The 19,438-nt window shown below is 73.3% G+C and carries 19 protein-coding genes; 6 read left to right on the forward strand and 13 right to left on the reverse strand.

Annotated features, from left to right (window positions below):
- Window positions 1-15 precede the first annotated feature (15 nt).
- The 5 genes from MUY22_RS29500 to MUY22_RS29520 are packed head-to-tail and all read right to left on the reverse strand — an operon-like array spanning window position 16 to window position 5,286.
- Complete coding sequence (locus MUY22_RS29500) at window positions 16-765, reverse strand: ABC transporter ATP-binding protein (protein ID WP_247049924.1); 750 nt, start codon at window positions 763-765, stop codon at window positions 16-18.
- Window positions 762-1,748: an ABC transporter ATP-binding protein gene (locus MUY22_RS29505; RefSeq protein WP_247049926.1), complete on the reverse strand. Its 987-nt coding sequence runs from the start codon at window positions 1,746-1,748 to the stop codon at window positions 762-764. Before MUY22_RS29505 ends, MUY22_RS29500 begins: the two co-directional genes overlap by 4 nt.
- A complete protein-coding gene (locus MUY22_RS29510; RefSeq protein ID WP_247049928.1) occupies window positions 1,745-2,641 on the reverse strand; it encodes an ABC transporter permease in 897 nt (298 codons plus the stop codon). The genes MUY22_RS29505 and MUY22_RS29510 overlap by 4 nt, the downstream gene beginning before the upstream one ends.
- Window positions 2,638-3,636, reverse strand: coding sequence for an ABC transporter permease (locus tag MUY22_RS29515; protein WP_247049930.1), 999 nt, complete (start codon window positions 3,634-3,636; stop codon window positions 2,638-2,640). The genes MUY22_RS29510 and MUY22_RS29515 overlap by 4 nt, the downstream gene beginning before the upstream one ends.
- Window positions 3,637-5,286, reverse strand: coding sequence for an ABC transporter substrate-binding protein (locus MUY22_RS29520; RefSeq protein WP_247049932.1), 1,650 nt, complete (start codon window positions 5,284-5,286; stop codon window positions 3,637-3,639).
- A gap of 217 nt (window positions 5,287-5,503) precedes the next feature.
- Between MUY22_RS29520 and MUY22_RS29525 the strand changes: the two genes are divergently transcribed.
- The 5 genes from MUY22_RS29525 to MUY22_RS29545 all read left to right on the forward strand — a co-directional run bounded on the left by MUY22_RS29525 (window position 5,504) and on the right by MUY22_RS29545 (window position 9,853).
- Entirely contained in the window at window positions 5,504-6,526 is a 1,023-nt protein-coding gene (locus MUY22_RS29525; protein ID WP_247049933.1) for a LacI family DNA-binding transcriptional regulator, read from the forward strand.
- A 2-nt stretch (window positions 6,527-6,528) separates the two neighbouring features.
- The gene (locus MUY22_RS29530; RefSeq protein WP_247049936.1) at window positions 6,529-7,485 is read left to right on the forward strand and encodes a threonine/serine dehydratase; all 957 of its coding nucleotides are present in this window, start codon (window positions 6,529-6,531) and stop codon (window positions 7,483-7,485) included.
- A gap of 11 nt (window positions 7,486-7,496) precedes the next feature.
- Entirely contained in the window at window positions 7,497-8,141 is a 645-nt protein-coding gene (locus MUY22_RS29535; RefSeq protein WP_247049938.1) for a PhoU domain-containing protein, read from the forward strand.
- Between the two features lie 102 nt (window positions 8,142-8,243).
- Window positions 8,244-8,858, forward strand: coding sequence for a DUF47 domain-containing protein (locus MUY22_RS29540; RefSeq protein WP_247049939.1), 615 nt, complete (start codon window positions 8,244-8,246; stop codon window positions 8,856-8,858).
- A complete protein-coding gene (locus MUY22_RS29545; protein ID WP_247049941.1) occupies window positions 8,858-9,853 on the forward strand; it encodes an inorganic phosphate transporter in 996 nt (331 codons plus the stop codon). Before MUY22_RS29540 ends, MUY22_RS29545 begins: the two co-directional genes overlap by 1 nt.
- A gap of 25 nt (window positions 9,854-9,878) precedes the next feature.
- Here MUY22_RS29545 and MUY22_RS29550 read toward each other — a convergent pair whose 3' ends face one another.
- From MUY22_RS29550 to MUY22_RS29585, 8 genes are all read right to left on the reverse strand, one after another.
- Window positions 9,879-10,778 carry a universal stress protein gene (locus tag MUY22_RS29550; RefSeq protein WP_247049943.1) on the reverse strand — a complete coding sequence of 300 codons (900 nt, stop codon included), beginning with the start codon at window positions 10,776-10,778 and terminating at the stop codon, window positions 9,879-9,881.
- Window positions 10,775-11,713 carry a universal stress protein gene (locus MUY22_RS29555; RefSeq protein WP_247049945.1) on the reverse strand — a complete coding sequence of 313 codons (939 nt, stop codon included), beginning with the start codon at window positions 11,711-11,713 and terminating at the stop codon, window positions 10,775-10,777. Before MUY22_RS29555 ends, MUY22_RS29550 begins: the two co-directional genes overlap by 4 nt.
- The gene (locus MUY22_RS29560; RefSeq protein ID WP_247049947.1) at window positions 11,710-12,150 is read right to left on the reverse strand and encodes a flavodoxin domain-containing protein; all 441 of its coding nucleotides are present in this window, start codon (window positions 12,148-12,150) and stop codon (window positions 11,710-11,712) included. The genes MUY22_RS29555 and MUY22_RS29560 overlap by 4 nt, the downstream gene beginning before the upstream one ends.
- A gap of 79 nt (window positions 12,151-12,229) precedes the next feature.
- The gene (locus MUY22_RS29565; protein WP_247049949.1) at window positions 12,230-13,039 is read right to left on the reverse strand and encodes a universal stress protein; all 810 of its coding nucleotides are present in this window, start codon (window positions 13,037-13,039) and stop codon (window positions 12,230-12,232) included.
- 103 nt (window positions 13,040-13,142) lie between these two features.
- Window positions 13,143-13,784, reverse strand: coding sequence for a hypothetical protein (locus tag MUY22_RS29570; protein WP_247049950.1), 642 nt, complete (start codon window positions 13,782-13,784; stop codon window positions 13,143-13,145).
- A 135-nt stretch (window positions 13,785-13,919) separates the two neighbouring features.
- On the reverse strand, window positions 13,920-14,711 hold the full coding sequence (locus MUY22_RS29575) for an FHA domain-containing protein (RefSeq protein ID WP_247049951.1): 792 nt from the start codon (window positions 14,709-14,711) through the stop codon (window positions 13,920-13,922).
- A gap of 6 nt (window positions 14,712-14,717) precedes the next feature.
- Complete coding sequence (locus MUY22_RS29580) at window positions 14,718-15,866, reverse strand: right-handed parallel beta-helix repeat-containing protein (RefSeq protein WP_247049953.1); 1,149 nt, start codon at window positions 15,864-15,866, stop codon at window positions 14,718-14,720.
- Window positions 15,867-15,994: 128 nt separating this feature from the next.
- On the reverse strand, window positions 15,995-17,770 hold the full coding sequence (locus tag MUY22_RS29585) for a serine/threonine-protein kinase (RefSeq protein WP_247049955.1): 1,776 nt from the start codon (window positions 17,768-17,770) through the stop codon (window positions 15,995-15,997).
- A 266-nt stretch (window positions 17,771-18,036) separates the two neighbouring features.
- Here MUY22_RS29585 and MUY22_RS29590 point away from each other — a divergent pair, with 266 nt between their 5' ends.
- A complete protein-coding gene (locus tag MUY22_RS29590) occupies window positions 18,037-19,437 on the forward strand; it encodes an SMP-30/gluconolactonase/LRE family protein (RefSeq protein WP_247049957.1) in 1,401 nt (466 codons plus the stop codon).
- Window position 19,438 lies beyond the last annotated feature (1 nt).

Below are 19,438 nucleotides of genomic sequence, written 5' to 3' on the forward strand. Positions count from 1 at the left end.
GTGGATGGGAGGGGGTCAGCGCCACGGGTCGGGCGCGGCGGCGGCGAGCCGGCGGGTGTAGTCGTCCGCCGGGTGGAAGATGACCTGGTCGGAGTCGCCGATCTCGACGACGCGCCCGGCGTTCAGCACCATGGTCGTGGCCGAGAAGTGCCGGGCGGTGGCGAGGTCGTGCGTGATGTAGAGGACGGCGAGGTCGTTGTCCCGCTTGAGTTCCTCCAGCAGGTTCAGGATGTCGAGGCGGACCGAGACGTCCAGCATGGACACCGGCTCGTCGGCCAGCAGCACCTTTGGTCGCGGCGCGAGGGCCCGGGCGATGGCGACGCGCTGGCGCTGCCCGCCGGACAGCTCGTGCGGCAGCTTGTCCGCGTACTGGTCGGCGGGCCGCAGGTGGACGCGGTCGAGCAGGTCCAGCACGGCGCGGCGGTCGCCGTCGAGCCCGTGGACGCGCAGGGGCCGCGCCAGCTGGTGGTGCACCGGCTTGACCGGGTTGAGCGAGGCGAACGGGTCCTGGAACACCAGCTGCACGTGCTTGCGGTACTCCCGCAGCGCCCGGTAGCCGGGGCGGCGGGGTTCGCCGTCGATCGTGATCGTGCCGGAGGTGGGCCGGTCCAGCCCGCACAGCATCCGGGCGATGGTGGACTTCCCGCTGCCGCTCGCACCGACCAGGGCGAGGGTCTGCCCGGACGTCACGGTGAAGCTGACACCGTCGACCGCGCGGAACCCGGAGTACTCACGCACGAGGTCGTGCGCGCTCAGCTCGGTCATGCCGAGACCTCCTGGTAGAGGTGGCAGGCGACGTCGGTGCCACCCACCGGCCGCAGCGTGACGTCGGTCGTGGGGCACTCGGGACGGACGAACCCGCACCGGTCGGCGAACGCGCACCCGGCGATCGGCGCCGCCAGGTCCGGCGGGTGGCCGGGGATGCCGTGCCGGTCGCGCCGCTCCGAGCGCAGCGTCGGGAACGCGTTGAGCAGCCCGGCGGTGTACGGGTGCTGCGGTTTCTCTCGCAGCTTCACGCTGTCGCCGAGTTCGACGACGCGCCCGGCGTACATCACCGCGATGCGGTCGCTGATCTCCAGCAGCAGCGACAGGTCGTGGGTGATGAAGACGACCGCGAACCCGAGCCGCTGACGCAGTTCCGCGAGCGCGTCGAGGATCTCCCGCTGCACGAGGACGTCGAGCGCGGTGGTCGGTTCGTCCATCACGACGACGTCCGGATCCAGCGCCAGGGCCATCGCGATCATCACGCGCTGCCGCATCCCGCCGGACAGCTGGTGCGGGTACGAGCGGGCGACCCGCTCGGGCAGCCCGACCAGGTCCAGCAGCTCGCCCACCCGCGTCCGGCGCTCGGCCTTGGTCAGCTGCGGCCGGTGGGCGTGGAAGAGGTCCTGCAGCTGCGCGCTGACCCGCTGGACCGGGTTGAGCGCGTTCATCGCGCCCTGGAACACCATCGACATCCGGTCCCAGCGGAACTTCCGCAGCGCGCCGCCGGTCAGCGCCGTCACCGAGACCGGCGCGGTGTCGTGCACACCCTGGAAGGTGACGCTGCCGGCGGTCAGATGGGCAGGGGCACGCAGTAGCCGCGTGATCGCGTAGGCCAAAGTCGTTTTGCCGCAACCACTTTCGCCTACGATGCCGACCAGTTCGCCGCGGTGGACGTCCAGGTCGACGCCGCGCACGGCGTGCACCGGCCCGGTGGCCGTTTCGTAGTCGACGTGCAGGTTGCGTACCTGGAGCACGGGCGTCATCGGATGTCCCCCTGGGCGCCGCCGCGGCGCTGCACGCGCAGCCGCGGGTTGATCAGTTCGTCGACGCCGATGTTCAGCAGCGTCAAGGCCGCGCCGAGCACCGCGATGCACAGGCCCGGCGGGATGAACCACCACCACGCGCCTTGGGAGAGTGCTTCGCCGTTCTGGGCGAAGAACAGCATCGTGCCCCAGGTGACGGAGTTGAGGTCCCCGAGCCCGAGGAACGACAGCCCGGCCTCGCCGAGGATGGCGCCGATCATCGCGAACACGAACTGCGAGATCAGGATCGGGTAGAGGTTCGGCAGGATCTCGACGGCGACGATCCGCCACCCGCGTTCGCCCGACGCGCGGACGGCGTCGACGTAGTCCCGGTGCGCCAGCGACGCCGTCTGGGCGCGCAGCACCCGCGCGGAGGCGGCCCAGCTGGTGACCGCGATCAGCAGCGCGATCACGGCGATGCCGCTGGAGTGCAGGTAACTGGCGGCGACCACGATCAGCGGCAGGGCCGGGATGACGAGGAAGACGTTGCCGATCAGGTTGAGCACCTCGTCGGCCCAGCCGCCGGCGTACCCACCGACCACGCCGACCAGGGCGGCGAGCAGCATCGTGACCGTGCCGGCGAGCAGCCCGACCAGCAGTGACGACCGGAAGCCGACGATCAGCTGGGCGAAGACGTCCTGCCCGTTGTTGGTGGTGCCGAGCAGGTGCGCGGCCGACGGCCCGGCGAGCAGGTCGTCGCCGGTCGCGTGCGGGTCGCCGACCAGCAGCGGCCCGATGACCGCGACGGCCGCGTAGACCGCCACGATGCCGGCGCCCAGCAGGAACTTCGGCCGCCGGGTCAGCGCGGAGACGCGCCCGGCGCCGCGGACGGGCGTGATCACGGCCTGGGTCATCGGGCACCTGCTTCCGCCGTGGTGCGCACGCGCGGGTCGATGACCGCGTAGAGCAGGTCGACCAGCAGGTTCGCGCCGAGCACCGCGAGGGTGATGATCAGGAAGATGCCCTGCATCAACGGGTAGTCGCTGTTGCGGACCGCCTGCAGCAGCGTGAACCCGATGCCGGGGTAGGAGAACACGGCTTCGGTGACGATCGCGCCGCCGACGACGAACCCGAGCGACACCGCGACGCCGGACACGCTCGGCAGGACGGCGTTGCGGGCGGCGTAGGTGACCATCACCCGCCGGAGGCTGAGCCCTTTCGCCTGCGCCGTGACGACGTAGTCCTCGGCGAGCGTGGACACCATCATGTTCCGCATCCCCAGCAGCCAGCCGGCCAGCGAGCTGACGACGATCGTGAGCGCCGGCAGCAGCGCGTGGTACACGACGTCGCCGACGAACTCGCCCGACCAGCCGGGCTCGATCTCGACGTCGTAGCCGAGGCCGAGCGGGAACCAGCCCACGCCGGCCGAGAGGAAGTACAGCGCGGCCAGCGCGAGCCAGAAGTACGGGATGGCGGCGAGCATCGTCGACCCCGCGACGAGCGAGTCCACGACCCCGCGCCGGAACCAGCCCGCCAGCGCGCCCAGCGAGATGCCGAGCGTGAACGACACGACCGTCGCCACGCCGACCAGGCCCAGCGTCCACGGCAGGGCCTGGCCGATGATGTCCCCGACCGGCGCCGGGAAGAACGTCACCGAGCGGCCGAGGTCGCCGGTGAAGATCTGCCCGAGGTAGGCCAGGTACTGCTGCCACAGCGGGCGATCGTTGACGCCCAGCAGCAGTTCCAGCGAGTGCCGGGCCTCCGGGGAGACCGGCGCCATCGACGACTGCCGGGCCAGCACCGCGTCCACCGGGTTGCCGGGCGCGAGGCGGGGAATGAGGAAGTTCAGCGACAGCGCCGCGAGCAGCGCGACCGCGTAGAACATCAGCTTCTTGCCGAGGAACCGCATCTACTTGACCGGCTTCAGGTTCTTGGCGACGAACCCGGTGTCGGGGAAGACGTCCGCCCGCGACAACGCGAAGAGGTTGTCGTCGGTCGGCCAGCCGGTGACCTTCGTGGCGAGGAACGTCGCGTTCGGGCTGTTCTGGAAGACCGGGACGTAGGGCAGCTTGTCGACCAGCACGCGGCCGATCTCCTGGGCGCGCTGCTTGAGCACGGCCTCGTCGTCGGTGCCGGCCATCGCGGCCAGCGCGGCGTCGACCTGCGGGTCGGAGAAGCGCGACCAGTTCGACGCGGCCTTCTGCCCGATCGGCGCGGTCGTCGCCGAGGCGAGCACCTGGTTGTAGAGCTGGTACGGGTCGGGCTTGCCGCCCAGGCCGTCGATGAGCAGCTGGAAGGTGCCGGTGGAGCGGTCGGAGTTGAACTGGGCGCTCGAAACCTGCTGCACGGTCAACGCGATCCCGGCTTCGGCGAACTGCTGCTGCATCAGCTGCAGCGCCTGGATGTAGTCGGTGTAGCCGGTGACGACCTTGATCGAGACGTCGAGGCGGCGGCTGCCCTTGTCGACGTAGATGCCGTCCGCGCCACGGGTGTAGCCGGCCTTCTCCAGCGCGGCCCGCGCGGCGGCGGGGTCGCGGGTGACCGGGCCGGTGATCCGGAAGCCGTCGTCGCGCGGGGTCTGCAGCAGCTCGGGGCTCGGCACTTTGGCGATGCCGAAGTAGACGGTGTCGACGATCCGTTTGCGGTCCAGCGCCAGGTTCATCGCCTGCCGCACGGCGAGGTCGTTCGTCGGCCAGGCCGTCAGGTTCGGCACGAGGCTGGTCTGGTAGATCCCGGCGGACGGGACGAGGTGGGTCTTCGGGTCCTTCGCGACCCAGTTCTTCCGCGGGTCGGGCACGAAGGTGTTGCCCCAGTCGATCTTCCCGGCCAGCAGCGACTGGTTCGCGCTCGTGTTGTCGCTGAAGGAGATGAAGCGGACGCCGTCGATGGCCGGCTTGCCCTGCTCCCAGTAGTTCGGGTTCTTCTTGAGCAGGAACGTCTGCGGGGAGAACGAGTCGAGGGTGAACGGCCCGGTGCCGACCGGGTCCGGGTTCAGCTCGGTGGCGGGATCGGCGATCTTCTCCCAGATGTGCTTCGGCACGATCAGGGTGCGGCCCGCCGCGCCCCACAGCTGGTTGAACGCGGGCCGGCCGAAGGTGATCTTCGCGGTGTGGTCGTCCGGCGCGGTCGCGGCGGCCAGCGTCAGCCCGTTGGTGTTGAGCTCGGGGTGCTTGATCATGGCGTCGAAGGTGAAGGCGACGTCCTGCGCGGTGAACGCCTGCCCGTCCTGCCACTTCACGCCGTCGCGGGTGGTGACGGTGAGCGTCTTGCCGTCGGGGGAGAAGGTCGCCGCGGTGGCCAGCTGCGGCACCGGCGGACGGCGTTCGGCCATGTCGAAGAACAGCAGCGACTCGTAGATCGTGCCGCCGTAACCCGCCTGGGCCTGGTTGGGCAGGAACGGGTTGAAGTTGCGGACGAACGCGCCCGACGCGCCGGTGTTGGCGGTGATGATCACGCCGTCGGTGCCGGTCGCGGTGCTGGAGCACGAACTCAGGGCGAGGCCGAGCGCGAGGACGACGGCGGCGGGGGCGAGCAGGCGGCGGTGCCTTCCGGCCTTCATGGGGACTCCAGGAGTGCTTAAGCGGTTAACTCGATGGACGGCCGCGCTGACGTCGCACTGGGAGAGCTTGGTGTCGTCAGGCGGCGATCGGGGGCGGGCCTGGGTTAAGCGCTTCACATCTTGTAACCTCGGTCACGTCATGTCAATGGACCGAAACGATGTCGGGGTAGCCTCGTGCGAGGTGAAGCGATTGAGTCAGCAGGGGGCGAGGAGCACGATGAAGCGGCTGACCATCTCGGACATCGCGGACGCGGCCGGGGTGTCGACGGGAGCGGTGTCCTACGCGCTCAACGGGAAGCCGGGGGTGTCGGCGGCCACGCGCGAACGCGTGCTGGAGATCGCCGACCGGATGGGCTGGCGGCCCAGCACCGCCGCCCGCGCGCTGACCCGGTCCCGGTCGGGCGCGATCGGGCTGATCGTCGACCGGCCCGCCCAGGTGCTGGGCATCGAGCCGTTCTTCATGCAGCTGGTCTCCGGCATCGAGATGGCGCTGCGCCCGGACCCCTCGACGGCGTTGATGCTGGCCGTCACCGACGACCGGGACGCCGAGATCCAGACCTACCGCCGCTGGTGGGCCGAGCGGCGCGTCGACGGCGTCATCGTGGTCGACCTGCACGAGAACGACATCCGCACCGGCGTCCTGGCCGAGATCGGGCTGCCCGCCGTCGCGCTCGGCTACCCGCAGTCGGCCGAGGTGCCGTGCGTGTGGGCCGACGACGCGGCCCCGATGGAGGAGGCGGTCGGCTACCTCGCGGCGCTCGGGCACCGGCGGATCGCCCGGGTCGCCGGGCCGGACCGGTTCGCGCACACGCTGCGCCGGGACGAGGCGTTCACCAAAGCGGCCGAGACGCACCGGCTGGAGTGGTCGAAGACCGTCCACGGCGACTACTCGGGCGACAGCGGAGCCCGGGCGGCGCGGCGCCTGCTGTCGGAGCGCGACCGCGCGACGGCGGTGATCTTCGACAACGACGTGATGGCGTTGTCGGCGATGGCCGCGGCCCAGGAGATGGGCGTCTCGGTGCCCGAGCAGCTGTCCATCGTGTCCTGGGACGATTCCGCGCTGTGCCGGCTGGTCCGCCCGGCGGTGACGGCGCTGGACCGGCACATCACCCAGCACGGCGTGCTGGCCATCGAGACGCTCAACGAGATCCTGGCCGTCGGCGCGGCCGGGCACGTCCAGGCGCCGGCCCCGATCCTGATGCCCCGGGCGAGCACCGGCCGGGCTCCGCAGGACCGCTGACGATGCCCGGAACGCGTCTCGACCTCGGCCGCATCCAGGCGGCTCGCGCGGTGATCGACCCGGTCTTCCTCGACACCCCGCTGTACCCCTGCGAGCCGCTCGGGCGGGCGCTCGGGTGCCGGGTGAGCGTCAAGCTGGAGACGGCGAACCCGGTGCGCAGCTTCAAGGGCCGCGGTACCGAGGTCGTCGTCAGCGGCCTGGGCGGGCGGGCCGCGGTGTGCGCCAGCGCGGGCAACCTCGGCCAGGCCCTCGCCTGGTCCGCGCGGGGCCGCGGGGTGGACGTCACCGTCGTGGCGGCGCGGTCCGCGCCCGCGGTCAAGCTCGAGCGCATCCGCGCGCTGGGCGCCCGGCTGGAACTGGTCGACGGCGACTTCGACGAGGCGCGCGAGCGGGCCGTGGCCATCGCCGGGCACGACGGGATCCGGCTGGTCGAGGACAGCCTGGACCTCGAGACGTGCGAAGGCGCGGCGACCATCGGCCTGGAGCTGCTGGACACGCCGTTCGACACCGTCCTGATCGCGCTCGGCGGCGGCGCGATGGCCACCGGGATCGGCCACGTCCTGAAGACGCGCGCGCCCGGCGTCGAGGTCGTCTGCGTCCAGCCGGCGGGCGCGCCGGCGATGACGCGGTCCTGGCGGGAGCGGCGCGTCGTCACCACGGACTCGACCAGCACCATCGCCGACGGCGTCGCGGGACGGCGGCCCATTCGCGAGGTCCTCGGCGACCTGCTGCTCGTCGCCGACGACGCGGTCCTGGTGCGGGAGGAATCGATCATCACCGGGATGCGGTTGCTGCTGGAGCACGCGGGGCTGGTCGTCGAACCGTCGGCGGCACTGGGGGTCGCGGCGGTGCTCGAGGACCGGGACCGGTTCGCCGGCCGGCACGTCGGCGTCGTCGTCTGCGGCGGCAACGTCGACCTGGCCGCCTACCACCGCTGGCTCGGCACCGGCCTCCCGTAGGCTGCCGAGTCGTGCGAGAAGGATTTCACGACGACCTGAAACGTCTGAGCGAGCTGCTGGCGACCATGTGCGACCTGGCGGCGACGGCGATCCGGCAGGCCACCGAGGCCTTGCTGAACGCCGACCTCAGAGTCGCCGAGCAGGTCATCGCCGCCGACGCGGACCTCGACGCCCACCGCGCGCGGTGCGAGGAGGACGCCTACTCGCTGCTCGCCCTGCAGGCCCCGGTCGCCGGCGACCTGCGTCAGGTCCTGGCGGTGGTCTACTGCGCGGAGCGGATCGAGCGGATGGGCGACCTGGCCGCGCACGTCGCCGACAGCGCGCGCTACGCCCACCCCGACCACGCCGTGCCCGCGGAGCTGAACCCGACGTTCCTGCGGATGGGCGAGCTGACCGCCGGCATGGCCGAGGGCGTCGCGACCCAGATCCGCACGGGTGCCGGCGGCAGCTACCGCGACCTGCGCGAAGCGGACGAAGCCGTCGACGCACTGCACGCCGAGCTGCTGTCCGGGATGACGGGTGCCGGCTGGGGCCACGGTCACGGCGAGGCCGTCGCCGCCGCCCTGGCGACGCGGTTCTACGAACGCTTCGCCGACCAGACCGTCTCGGTGGCCAAGCGGCTGGAGTTCGCCAACACCGGAGACCTCCCCGGTTAGACCGCCGGCGAGTGTCCGCTTTCCACCGGAAGTCGCGCGCCGAGCCTGCGGGAGCCCGGGTGACCGGGCATGATCGCGGTGCGCTGAAGAAGGGACCCATCCATGCGCTTCACCCCACGGGGCACGAAGTTCTTCGACCTGCTGACCGACGCGGCGAAGAACCTCGTGACCGCCACGGCGCTGCTGCGCGACCTCGTCGCCGCGGAGCCCGCCGACCGGGAACCGATCGCGGGCCGGCTGCACGAGGTCGAACACCAGGGTGACGAGCTCATGCACACGATCATGGTCGAGCTCAACAGCTCGTTCGTCACGCCGTTCGACCGCGAGGACATCCAGGCGCTCGCCTCGAAGATCGACGACGTGCTGGACTTCATGGACACCGCCGCCGACCTGGCCGTGCTCTACCGGATCCAGGCGTTCCCGCCCGGCGTCGACCTGCTTGTGCAGGCGCTCGGCCGGTGTGCGGAGCTGACGGCGGAGGCGATGCCGGGCCTGGCGAAGGTGGGCGAGCTCGAGCCGTACTGGATCGAGGTCAACGAGCTGGAGAACGAGGCCGACCGGATCTACCGGCGGGTGCTGGCCCAGCTGTTCGAACCCGGCGCCGACGCCCTCGAAGTCCTGAAGACCAAGGAGGTCGTCGAGCAGTTCGAGCTGGCCGCCGACGCCTTCGAGCACGTGGCCGACGTGGTGCAGACCATCGCGGTCAAGGAGTCGTAGTGACCGGGACGGCCGCCCTGGTCGCCGTCATCGTGCTGACCCTGGTCTTCGACTACACCAACGGTTTCCACGACGCGGCCAACGCGATCGCGAGCGCGGTGTCGACGCGCGCGCTCACCCTGCGGGCCGCGCTCGTCCTGGCCGCGGTGATGAACTTGGCCGGTGCGCTCCTGTCCACCGGCATCGCCGCGACGGTGGCGAAGGGGATCATCGACGTCCCGGTCGGCCCGGACGCGCTCACCGTGGTCTTCGCCGCGCTCGTGGGCGCGACCGTCTGGAACCTGATCACCTGGTACTTCGGGCTCCCGTCGTCGTCCTCGCACTCGCTGATCGGCGGGATGGTCGGTGCCGCGCTGGCCGCGGCGAGCACCGTGCACTGGGCCGGCATCGCCGAGAAGGTGCTGATCCCGATGGTGGCCTCGCCGCTGCTCGGGCTGGTGCTGGGCTACCTCGCGATGGTCGGCGCGCTGTGGCTGCTGCGCCGGGCGAACCCGCACCGCAGCGGCCGGGTGTTCCGCCGCTTCCAGATCGTCTCCGCGTCGGCGCTCGCGCTCGGCCACGGCCTGCAGGACGCCCAGAAGGGCATGGGCGTGATCGTCCTGGCCCTGGTGGCCGCGGGGCAGCAGAAGACGTTCGACGTCCCGCTGTGGGTGACCCTGGCCTGCGCCGCGGCGCTGTCGCTCGGGACCTACTCCGGCGGCCTGCGGATCATGCGGACGCTCGGGCGCCGCGTGTTCCCGCTCGACCCGCCGCACGGGTTCGTCGCGGAGTCGGTGGCGTCGTCGGTGCTGTACGTGACGGCGTTCGCGGTGAAGGCCCCGATCTCGACGACGCACGTGATCACCGCGGCGATCATGGGCGTCGGCGCGACCCGGCGGCTCTCGGCGGTGCGCTGGGGCATCGCGCGGGACATCGTGCTGGGCTGGGTCCTGACCTTCCCGGCGGCGGCCGCGGTGTCGGCGGCGGTGTTCTTCGGGATCAGCGCCCTCACCTGAGCACGAGGCCCGCGGCAGCCGCTGGTCAGCGCCGGGACTCCAGCCGGACCACGAGGACCGTGCAGGCGGCGTGCTGCACCAGTGCCTGGCTCGTCGAACCGAGCAGCATCCCGGCGAAGCCGCCGCGGCCGCGGTTGCCTGCCACGACCAGCTGGGCCGTCTGCGCGGCTTCGAGCAGGGCGTGGCGGGGGCGGTCGCGGCACAGGACCCGGCGGATCCCGACGTCCGGGTACTTCTCCTGCCAGCCCGCCAGCCGCTGGGCCAGCAGCCGCTCCTCGTCCTCCCGCGCCGACTCCCACTGCGGCATGATCCGCACCGCGCCGTAGAAGTCCTCGTAGGTGACGTCGCTCCAGGCGTGCACCGCGACGAGGGGCGCGCCGCGGAACGACGCCTCCTCGAACGCCGCGGCGATCGCGAGCTCGCTCGTCGCGCTCCCGTCGACCCCGACCACGACCGGGCCCGACTCCGGGACGTGCGCCGTGCCGTGGCGCCCCCGGATCACCGCCACCGGCGAGTGCGCGTGGTCGACGAGGGTGGCCGCGGTCGTGCCGAGGAGCATCCCGGTGAAGCCACCCGAGCCGGACGCGCCGACGACGACCATCCGGGCCTGCCTCGACAGCCCGACGAGCAGCGGCGCCGGGGACTCGGCCGGCGTCTTCGCCGTGACCACCAGGTCCTCGTCGATCGACGCGGCCACTTTCCGGGAGCCGGCGACGACCCGGTCGCCGTCCTGGCGCACCGCGTCGAACAGGACGTCGGTGCCCGCCATGCCGTCGTCGTGACGGAGCTCGGTGGACCGCAGCCCGTGCACGATCTCGAGCTCGAGGTGCCGGGCGGACGCCACCTTCGCGGCCCACGCCACGGCCGCCATCGACGCGCCCGAGCCGTCGACGCCCACCACGACCGTCCGGTTCCTGTCCTTCATCGGGTCTCCTCGGCTCCTCGGGCGGCCGGCGTCAGGCGGTCGGCGTCGGGCAGTTCCGCGGCGTGGGGCCGGACGACCGCGACCGGGCACGGCGCGTACGCGATCAGCGCCCGCCCGGTCGAGCCGAGCAGCATGCCGGTGAAGCCGCCGAGGCCCCGGCAGCCGACCACGAGCAGCTGCGCGTGCTCGCCGCGCTCCAGCAGCGTCCGGACCGGGCGGCCGCGCGTCACGTCGAGGTCGATCGTCAGGTCCGGGAACTTCTCCCGCCAGCCGCCCACCTGGTCGGCGAGCTTGGCGCGCTCGGCCTGGTCGATCTCGGATCCGTTGTCCTGCAACGGATGGGGCCGCAGGACGCCGTCGGCGACGAGGTCGCTCCAGGTGTGCACCGCGGTGAGCGTGCTGCCGCGCAGCCGCGCCTCCTCGCACGCGAACGCGAGCGCCGCGTCGCTGTCGGCCGAGCCGTCGGCCCCGACGACGACCGGTCCCGCCGCCGGCGCCAGGCCGCGCACCACGACGACCGGGCAGTGCGCGTGGGCGACCACCGACACCGCCGTCGAGCCGGCGAGCATCCCGGTGAAGCCGCCGAGCCCGCGCGACCCGAGCACCACCAGCTCCGCGTTCCGCGACTCCTGGACGAGCGCCGTGACCGGGCTCCACTCCCGCGCGGCGGACCCGATGTCGAGGCCGGGGGACTGCGCGAGCACCGCGGTCCGCGCCTCGGCGAGCCGGCTTCCGGCGCGCTCGGCCAGCCCGGCGCGCACCTGGTCGTGGGTGCCGGCCGCGATCGGGGCGTGCACCTGCGGCAGCGCGTGGACGTGCACCAGCCGCAGGGGACGCCGTCGGCGGCGCGCTTCGGCGCCGGCCCAGACCGCGGCGTGCACCGCGGCGGCCGAGCCGTCGACCCCGGCGACGACCGCGCCGCGCGGCGCGGTCACGAGGTGCTTTCGGCGACCGCCGCGACGGCCAGGATCGTGCCGATCTCGTGGCCCCAGGCCCGGATCAGCGGCCGGTCGTCCGTGCCGTCGAACACCCGGTGGTCCCGGGCCGCCAGCTGCCGCACGAGCTCGCGGGCGGGCTCGTGCCCCGCTGCCACCGGGCCGCGGGTGAACAGCCAGACGGGCAGCCACCGCAGACCGTCCGAAAAGGACTCCACGAACGCCCGCGCCGGGGCGAGCCACTGCCCGTTCGCCACCGGGCTGCCGAGGAGCACGGCGTCGAAGCCCTCGAGCGACGCGACGAGACCGACGTCCCGGACCTCGACATCGGCCGCCGCTCCGGCGTCGGTCATCGCGGAGCCGACCGAGGTGGCGAGGTGTTCGGCGATTTCCCGGGTGGCACCGTGCCGGGTGGCCACCGCGACGAGGATTCTCATGGTTCCAGCCTCACCCGGCCGCGGCCCCGGGAGCAGAGGCCAACGACCTCGCCCGGAGCGGCGAAGGACCCTGCACCCGCTAGTGGACGACGGCGACCGGGCAGGCCGAGCGCGCGAGCAGGTCGTTGCCCGTCGACCCCAGCACGGCCCCGGCGACCGGGCCGCGGCCGCGGCTGCCGACGACGATCAGCTGAGCGTCGGGCGCGACGGCCATCAGCACGCGCGCCGGCTCACGGTCCTCGACGACGCGCGCCGTGACGTCCAGGTCCGGGTGCTCGTGCGCCAGGCCGGCGACGAGCTCGCCGAGTTCGCGCCGGTCCTCGGCCTGCTGGTCGGGTTCGATGCTCGGGACCTGCTGCCGGCCGGCGTGGGCCACCACCAGCGGCACCCCGCGCGCGACGGCCGCGTCGACCGCGAACCGCAGGGCTTCCTCGCTCGCCGGCGACGAGTCCACGCCGACCACGACCGGGCCCTGCGGCCCGGCCTGGCCGCGGAAGACGACCACCGGGCAGTGCGCGGCGGCGGCGACCCGGAGGGTGACCGACCCGGTCAGGGCGCCGCGCAGGCCGCCGAGGCCGTGCGAGCCGAGCACGATCAGGGGCGCGGTCCCGGACGCCGCGAGCAGCAGGTCGACCGCGAGCCCCAGCTCCACGTGGACGTCGACCTCGACGCCCGGCGCCGCGGTGCGGGCGATCTTCGCCGCGTGCCGCGTCCGCCGGGTCACGTGCTCGGGCAGCGGCTCGGCCTCGTCGCCGGGGTCGACCACGCACGCGTGGAACAACCGCAGGTCAGCGCCGCGCCGGGCCGCCTCGTGCGCGGCCCACCGGACCGCGCGCAGCGACCCTTCCGAGGCGTCCACCCCGACGATCACCGCGGCCTGGTCGGCCATCACCGCCTCCTGACGTCCGTCGCCCGGACGGCGACTCCGGCCAGCATGTCGCCTGGCGGGCCGGCGCGTCAGAGCACGAAGACCTCTCGGCCGGGACCAATGGTCACCCGCCGGCGGCCAGGTACCGCTGCGGGTCGCCGCCCGCGCGGGCTCCGCTGCCGAGCCAGCGGGCGAACCCCTCGCGGTCCCGGCGTTCGATTTCGTCCAGGTAGGCCCGCCGCGACCGGACCACGCGCCGGCGGGCCGGCTCGTCGGTGGCGCGCAGGAGTTCGCCGTAACTGCGCCGCCACGCCAGGCACAGCTCGGCCGTGGACAGGTCGGTGACTCCGGTGCCTTCGGCGGCTGCTGGGGCTTCCGCCACGACGACCGCTGCGGCCGGAGGGGCGCTCGGCGCCGGGCGGGGCCGGAACCGCCACACCGCCCACGCCGTCGCCGCCACGACCAGCACCGAGGCGGCCGCCGTCCCGCCCGCGACGGCCACCAGGCCGCCGATCGCCAGGCCGGCCCCGAGGGCGCCGAGCCCGGTCACGACCCCGATCGTCATGGCCGAAGCCGCGGATCCGGTCGCCGCGAGCCGCTCGCGCACCGCGGGAGAGCCCGTCACCGCCAGCCACGCGCCGGCGCCGGCCACCAGGCCGAGCATGACCCACCCGACGAGCGCGCCGGCCGGCAGCACGACCAGCCCGATCGCGCCGAACGCGGTCGCGGCGACGATCGACACGATCCTGGTGATGCGAGTGAACATGAGCGCCTCAGTCCTGGTGAACGACCACCCGAGCACGACGGCGCCGGGGTCCGAGGCGTAGTCCCGAGTGTAGCCCCGGAACCGCGACCCCGGACGATCACGCGCACCGCGTCGAAGCGGGACCCTCGTGGCGGGTCACGTCGTGGGCGGGTCGGGGAGCTCGAGCCATTCCAGGTCCATCGGCACGAGCGTCGTCGAGAGCACCAGTTCCCGGAGCAGGTTCACCGTCAGGGTCAGGCCCACCGGTTCGCCCACCTCCTCGCGCCGCAGACCGTGCACGCCGGCGTCGGAAAGCCGTTGCCGGACACGGGAAACGATGTGCTCGACGCGCTTGGCCGTCCAGCTCTCGCGCGGCCGCCGCTCGCCGAGCTCGGCGGCCGCCTGCTGGCGCGACAGGGGCAGCGGCTGCGGGTCGTAACCGAGGTAGCGCTGCCCGAGCACGGCCAGCACCAGGTGTTCCTCCGTGGTGAGCCGCCAGCGCTTCGGCGGCGCCGTCGGGTGGGTCGGCCGGGGCGCGGTGGCCGTGTCCTCCCCGTCGGAGACCAGCAGCTCCAGCACGTGCTCGCGGTCGCGTGTCCCGCGCAGGAACAGCGCGGTGTAGCCGGCGGCCAGCGGCAGCGGCTCGCTGTCGCGGTGCAGCAGGACGCTGTCGGACAGCCGGATCGGCGAGCGGCCGGTGTTGCTCAGCCACCAGCGGTCCCGGTCGTGGGTCAGCAGCCCGTGGACCCGGCTGATCCGCAGGTCGTCCTCGCCTACGCAGACGTCGACCTCCAGGCGGTTTCGGCCGAAGCTCACCCGGCTGCCGGCGGCCGGGGGCACCGCGATGCCGCCGGTGACGGTGAGCGCGCTCAGCGTGCCCGGCGCGGTGGCGGTCACGCCGTGGCGCAGGCTGCGCTGGCGGTGCGGGTCGAGGCGTTCGGCGGGCACGGGCTGCTACCTCCGTTCGTAGGCGCCGATGTCGAAGCCCGCGCCGGCGGGCCGGGGGACACCGTCGAGGTCGAAGGCGGGGGCGAGCGCGGCGCTGCCGCTGTCGACGGCGGCCGAGCCGGGCGCGAGGTGGTAGTCACCGGGGGCCGCGAACCCGGGGTCGCCGGCGAGGTTGTGGTCGGCGGTGAACGGCCCGGCGGTCACCGGGCCGTCGCCGAAGACGTTGTTGCGCAGGATGTTCTTCCCGGCGAACCGGTCGCCGCCGACGTGCACCGAGCCCTTCGCGTTGCCGGCGAAGGTGTTGTTGACGACCGTGAGGTCGCGCATCGTGCCGGTCGACTCGACCCACAGGTCGAGCCCGGCCTGCGCGTTGCCGGTGGAGAGGTTGTCGAAGACCCGCACGCCCGAGAGCAGCCGGGTTTCCGAGTAGTCCTCGACGGCCAGGCCGATCCCGGCCTTGCTGGCGTTGCGGGTCCCGCTGACGACGTTGGCGTAGACGTCCACAGTGGACGAAGAGTCGACGTAGATGTTCGGTCCGCGGTTGCCGGTGACGACGTTGTGGTGGATCTTCACGCGGGCGGCGTCGTCGTACTTGACGTCGATGCCTTCCTCGCCGTTGTCGTGCACGCGGCAGCCGGACACCTCGACGTCGGACGAGCCCGAGGCGATGCTGAGCGCCTCGTGGTCGGCGGAGGTGCCGCGGGCGTTGGTGCCGCGGATGTCGCAGTTCCGGATCGTGGCGCGGCGGGTGGCGACGAGCACGAGCCCGCCGTCCTGTGCGCCGTCGACGCCGAAGCGGTCGAACACGAGGTCGTGCGCGCCCTCGGCGTAGACCCCGAAGCCGGTCGACCCGGCGACGGTCAGGCCGCGGAACTCCAGCCAGGAGTGGTTGCCGATCGCGAGCAGGCCGGCGTCGCCGCCGGTACCGGTCAGCACGGCGGTGCCGCCCACCCCGGTGAACCGGATCGGCCGGCCCGGGCCGCCGTCGTGCCGGACGGTGAGGCCACCCGGGTAGGTCCCGGCCGCGATCGCGACGGTGTCACCCGGGCGGGCGACGTCGGCCGCGGCCTGGACGGTGGCGTACGCGCCGCCGGGCCCGACGTGGAGGGTCCGCGGACCCGCTCCGGCGGCCCCCACGGCCGTCGGAACGACCATGGCCGCCACCGTGAGCACCACGCCGGCCACACCCCGCACCGCCACCTCGTCCCCCTCCGGCCCGCCGGCGGCTCCGGCACTGGCCTGGCCCTGTTTTTAGCCGAGCCCGCCTGGGACCGGTCCCCGCTTCACGGCAGCCGTCCGGCGAGCGCGGCCGCCAGTGTCCTGGCGTCCCCGCACAGCGCGTTCCCGCCGGCCGCCCCGGCGTCTTCGAGGGTGACGACGGCGATCTCCTCCCGGTTCGGCTCGGTGCCGCGCAGCACCGGCAGCGCCGGGGTGTAGAAGCGGTGCACGACCTGCACCGCGCAGGCGGGCCGGTCGCCCGGCACCGGTGCCACGACGGCGCTGCGGGTGCCGGCCCGGATCCGCTCGCCGGGCACGTCCGTGTCCGGCTCGATCGGCCACTCCCGGGTGTAGCGCACGGTGATCGTGCGGGGATCGTCCTCCCAGGTGCAGCCCCACCCGCCGAACTCCCGGTCGGCCTGCGGGGCCCGGACCGAGACGCTCGCCATCACCGCGGTGTCGAGCAGGCCGCAGGCGTCGACGTGGGCGAGCGACCAGTCCGGGAACGGCCGGTCGCGCCGCGGCAGGGGCCCGTTGGCGAGCTTGGGCAGCACGTCGGTGAGCACCGAGTCGGAAATGGTGCACAGGGGCGCGTCTTCCGCGCGCGTCACCGGGCGCGAGGTGACGTCGATCCGGTTGGTGTCGGCCAGCGAGATGCTGCGCTCGCAGGCGCCGTCGCGGGCCTCGGGGCGTTCGATGTCGCCCATCCGGCCGGGCACCGGGGGCCGGGTCGGGTAGCGCAGCGGGCCGGTCAGGTCGAGGGTCGTCTGCACCTGGCCGGTGCCGTCGGCCAGGGTGGTCGTGACCACGCAGGTGCCGAAGTTCTTCAGCTCGGGATCCACGAACGGCTGACCGAACCGCGTGAGCGAGTCGACCGAGATCGCCGCGCACGGGTCCGTCGCGGCCGGATCGGCGCCGAGCGTGTTCGGCCCGCCCGCCGGGGTGGCCGACGGCGGCCGGCTGAGCAGGAACCCGGCCACCAGCGCGAGCACCGCGGCCAGCGCACCGACGGCGAGGAGCCGGCGGCGGAACCGGCGTCGCGGCCGGCGGGGCGCGGGGGTGTCCGCTTCGAGCAGGGCGACGGCCTCGGCCGCCGTGGGCCGGTCGGCGGGGTGGCGGGCCATCAGCGCGTCGAGGACCGGGCCGAGCCGGCCCGCGCGCTCGGCCGGGGCGGGCCGGCCACCGGCGGCGCGGCGCATCTGCACGAAGGGGCCGTCCTCGCCCGACCCCCACGGCGACCGGCCCTCGACCGCGGCGTAGAGGGTGGCGCCCAGGGAGAAGACGTCGGATTCGGGACCGGCCTCGCCACCGCCGGCGACCTCCGGCGCGACGTACCCGAGGGTGCCGGTGAGCTGGGCGCCGCCGGTGCGGGTGACCTCGGTCCAGCGGGCGATCCCCAGGTCGGTGAGCTTGGCGACGTCGTCCTCGGTGACCAGGACGTTGCCCGGTTTGACGTCGCGGTGGACGATGCCGCGGGCGTGCATGGCCGCGAGCGCCGCGGCGAGCTGCCCGCCGATCCGCCGGACCCGCTCCTCGGGCAGCGGGCCGCCGTCGTCGACGAGCTCTTCGAGGCTGCGCGCGGCCAGGTACTCGGTGACCAGCCAGCGCGCGTCGACGTCGTCGGTGACCGTGTCGAACACCGTGACGACGTTCGGGTGCAGCAGACCGGCCCCGATGCGCGCCTCCCGCCGGATCTGCCCGGCGTCGGCGTCGAGGGATCGTTTGAGCGACACTTGCCGGCCCAGTTCGAGGTCGAAGGCCCGCCAGACGACGCCCATGCCGCCCTGTCCGAGCTCCTCCTCCAGCCGGTACCGGTCGGCTACGACGCGACCACTGCCCACCCGCGGAGTCTACGAAACGGCCCGGCACCCCGCACGCGGCACGTCACGGCGGCGGCGGGGGTGGTCTCGGTGAGCGGCACCCCGTTCTTGACTTCGCAAGTAATCCCAATTTACCGTCACGGTGCGAGACCGCCCGGTCACCCGATTTTGTCCTGACAGCCGCCACTGTCGCAGCGGATTCCTCCGCACACGATGGTAGGAGCGGCATGTTCCCGAGGTCAGGTGTCCCAGAACGACGCAAGTCCCGGCTCCGGACGGCCGCCGGCGTGACGGCCGGGCGAGTGTTCGCCGTGGCCGTGACGGCGCTGGCCGCGGCCGGGCTGGGCGTCACCGGCGCGGCGGCGGCGGGAACGGGCGCGGTCACCGGGATCGGCGGCAAGTGCCTCGACGTCACCGGCGGCTCGGCCGCCAACGGCACCCGGGTCCAGCTGTGGACCTGCACCGGCGGCCCGGCCCAACAATGGTCGGTTCGCGACGACGGGTCGATCGCCGCGCTCGGCAAGTGCCTCGACGTGGCCGGCGCGTCCGCCACCAACGGTGCCGCGGTGCAGGTCTACGACTGCAACGGCACCGGCGCCCAGCGCTGGACCGCCGACGCGGGCCGGCTGGTCAACGCCGGGTCCGGGAAGTGCCTGGACGCCGCGGGCGTGTCCAGCGCGGACGGCACCAAGCTGCAGATCTGGACGTGTTCGACCGGGACGAACCAGCAGTGGGCGCTGCCCGGCACGACGACGGTCCCGCCCGCGAACGGTCCCTGCCCGCAAGGCCCCTTCGGCACGCCGCTGCCGTCGTCGACCCCGACCGCCACGAAGATCAAGGACGGCTTCAACTTCCTGGAGGGACCCACCTGGGACGCGGCGACCCAGACCCTGCTGCTGACGAACATGCACGACGGGGCGGGCGCCGAGAACGTCCAGCCGTCGGACGTCCTGCGGTTCACGCCGTCGACCGGCGCGTTCGCCACGGCGATCGCCGGCGCGGGCAGCAACGGGCTGGCCATCAGCCGCGACGGGAAGTCCGTGGTCGCCGCGACGCACGACCAGCGCAGCGTCTCGTCCTACGACCTGGCGACGGGCCGGCGGACGACGCTCGCGGCGAACTACCAGGGGCACCTGTTCAACTCGCCGAACGACGTGACGGCCGGTGCGGACGGCACCGTCTACTTCACCGACCCGGACTTCCAGCGTGCGAACCGGGCGGACCAGATGTCGGGAAGGACGAGCGTCTTCCGGGTGCGCGGCGGTGTGGTCAGCTTGATCGACGACACCATCCGCGAGCCGAACGGCATCGAGCTGGCCCCGGACGGGAAGACGCTGTACGTCGGCGGCAACGCGACGGGCAAGATCTACCAGTACCCCGTCAACACCGACGGCAGCACGGGCGCTCGCAGCGACTTCGCGTCGGTGGCGGGCACGGACGGCGGCACGATCGACTGCGCCGGCAACGTCTACCAAGCCACTTTCGGAGACGGGAAGGTCCACGTGTTCTCCCCGGCCGGCCAGGCCCTCGGCACGATCTCGGCCGGCCAGAACACGACCAATATGGCCTTCGGCGGCCCGGACGGGAAGACCCTCTACGTCACGTCGGGGACGCCGTCCACGGGCGGCGACAGCGGGAACTTCGGGCTGTACAGCATCCGGCTGAACGTGCCGGGCTGGCCGTACTAGC

It is taken from the genome of Amycolatopsis sp. WQ 127309 (assembly GCF_023023025.1).
In the GTDB taxonomy this organism is placed as follows: Bacteria; Actinomycetota; Actinomycetes; order Mycobacteriales; family Pseudonocardiaceae; genus Amycolatopsis.

Excerpts from the sequence above, each read along its gene's own strand:
- MUY22_RS29525 (WP_247049933.1), top strand. The coding sequence starts at position 5,504 with ATGAAGCGGCTGACCATCTCGGACATCGCGGACGCGGCCGGGGTGTCG.
- MUY22_RS29520 (WP_247049932.1), bottom strand. The coding sequence starts at position 5,286 with ATGAAGGCCGGAAGGCACCGCCGCCTGCTCGCCCCCGCCGCCGTCGTC.
- MUY22_RS29510 (WP_247049928.1), bottom strand. The coding sequence starts at position 2,641 with ATGACCCAGGCCGTGATCACGCCCGTCCGCGGCGCCGGGCGCGTCTCC.
- MUY22_RS29530 (WP_247049936.1), top strand. The coding sequence starts at position 6,529 with ATGCCCGGAACGCGTCTCGACCTCGGCCGCATCCAGGCGGCTCGCGCG.
- MUY22_RS29580 (WP_247049953.1), bottom strand. The coding sequence starts at position 15,866 with ATGGTCGTTCCGACGGCCGTGGGGGCCGCCGGAGCGGGTCCGCGGACC.
- MUY22_RS29565 (WP_247049949.1), bottom strand. The coding sequence starts at position 13,039 with ATGGCCGACCAGGCCGCGGTGATCGTCGGGGTGGACGCCTCGGAAGGG.
- MUY22_RS29560 (WP_247049947.1), bottom strand. The coding sequence starts at position 12,150 with ATGAGAATCCTCGTCGCGGTGGCCACCCGGCACGGTGCCACCCGGGAA.
- MUY22_RS29540 (WP_247049939.1), top strand. The coding sequence starts at position 8,244 with ATGCGCTTCACCCCACGGGGCACGAAGTTCTTCGACCTGCTGACCGAC.
- MUY22_RS29515 (WP_247049930.1), bottom strand. The coding sequence starts at position 3,636 with ATGCGGTTCCTCGGCAAGAAGCTGATGTTCTACGCGGTCGCGCTGCTC.
- MUY22_RS29570 (WP_247049950.1), bottom strand. The coding sequence starts at position 13,784 with ATGTTCACTCGCATCACCAGGATCGTGTCGATCGTCGCCGCGACCGCG.
- MUY22_RS29505 (WP_247049926.1), bottom strand. The coding sequence starts at position 1,748 with ATGACGCCCGTGCTCCAGGTACGCAACCTGCACGTCGACTACGAAACG.
- MUY22_RS29500 (WP_247049924.1), bottom strand. The coding sequence starts at position 765 with ATGACCGAGCTGAGCGCGCACGACCTCGTGCGTGAGTACTCCGGGTTC.
- MUY22_RS29550 (WP_247049943.1), bottom strand. The coding sequence starts at position 10,778 with ATGAAGGACAGGAACCGGACGGTCGTGGTGGGCGTCGACGGCTCGGGC.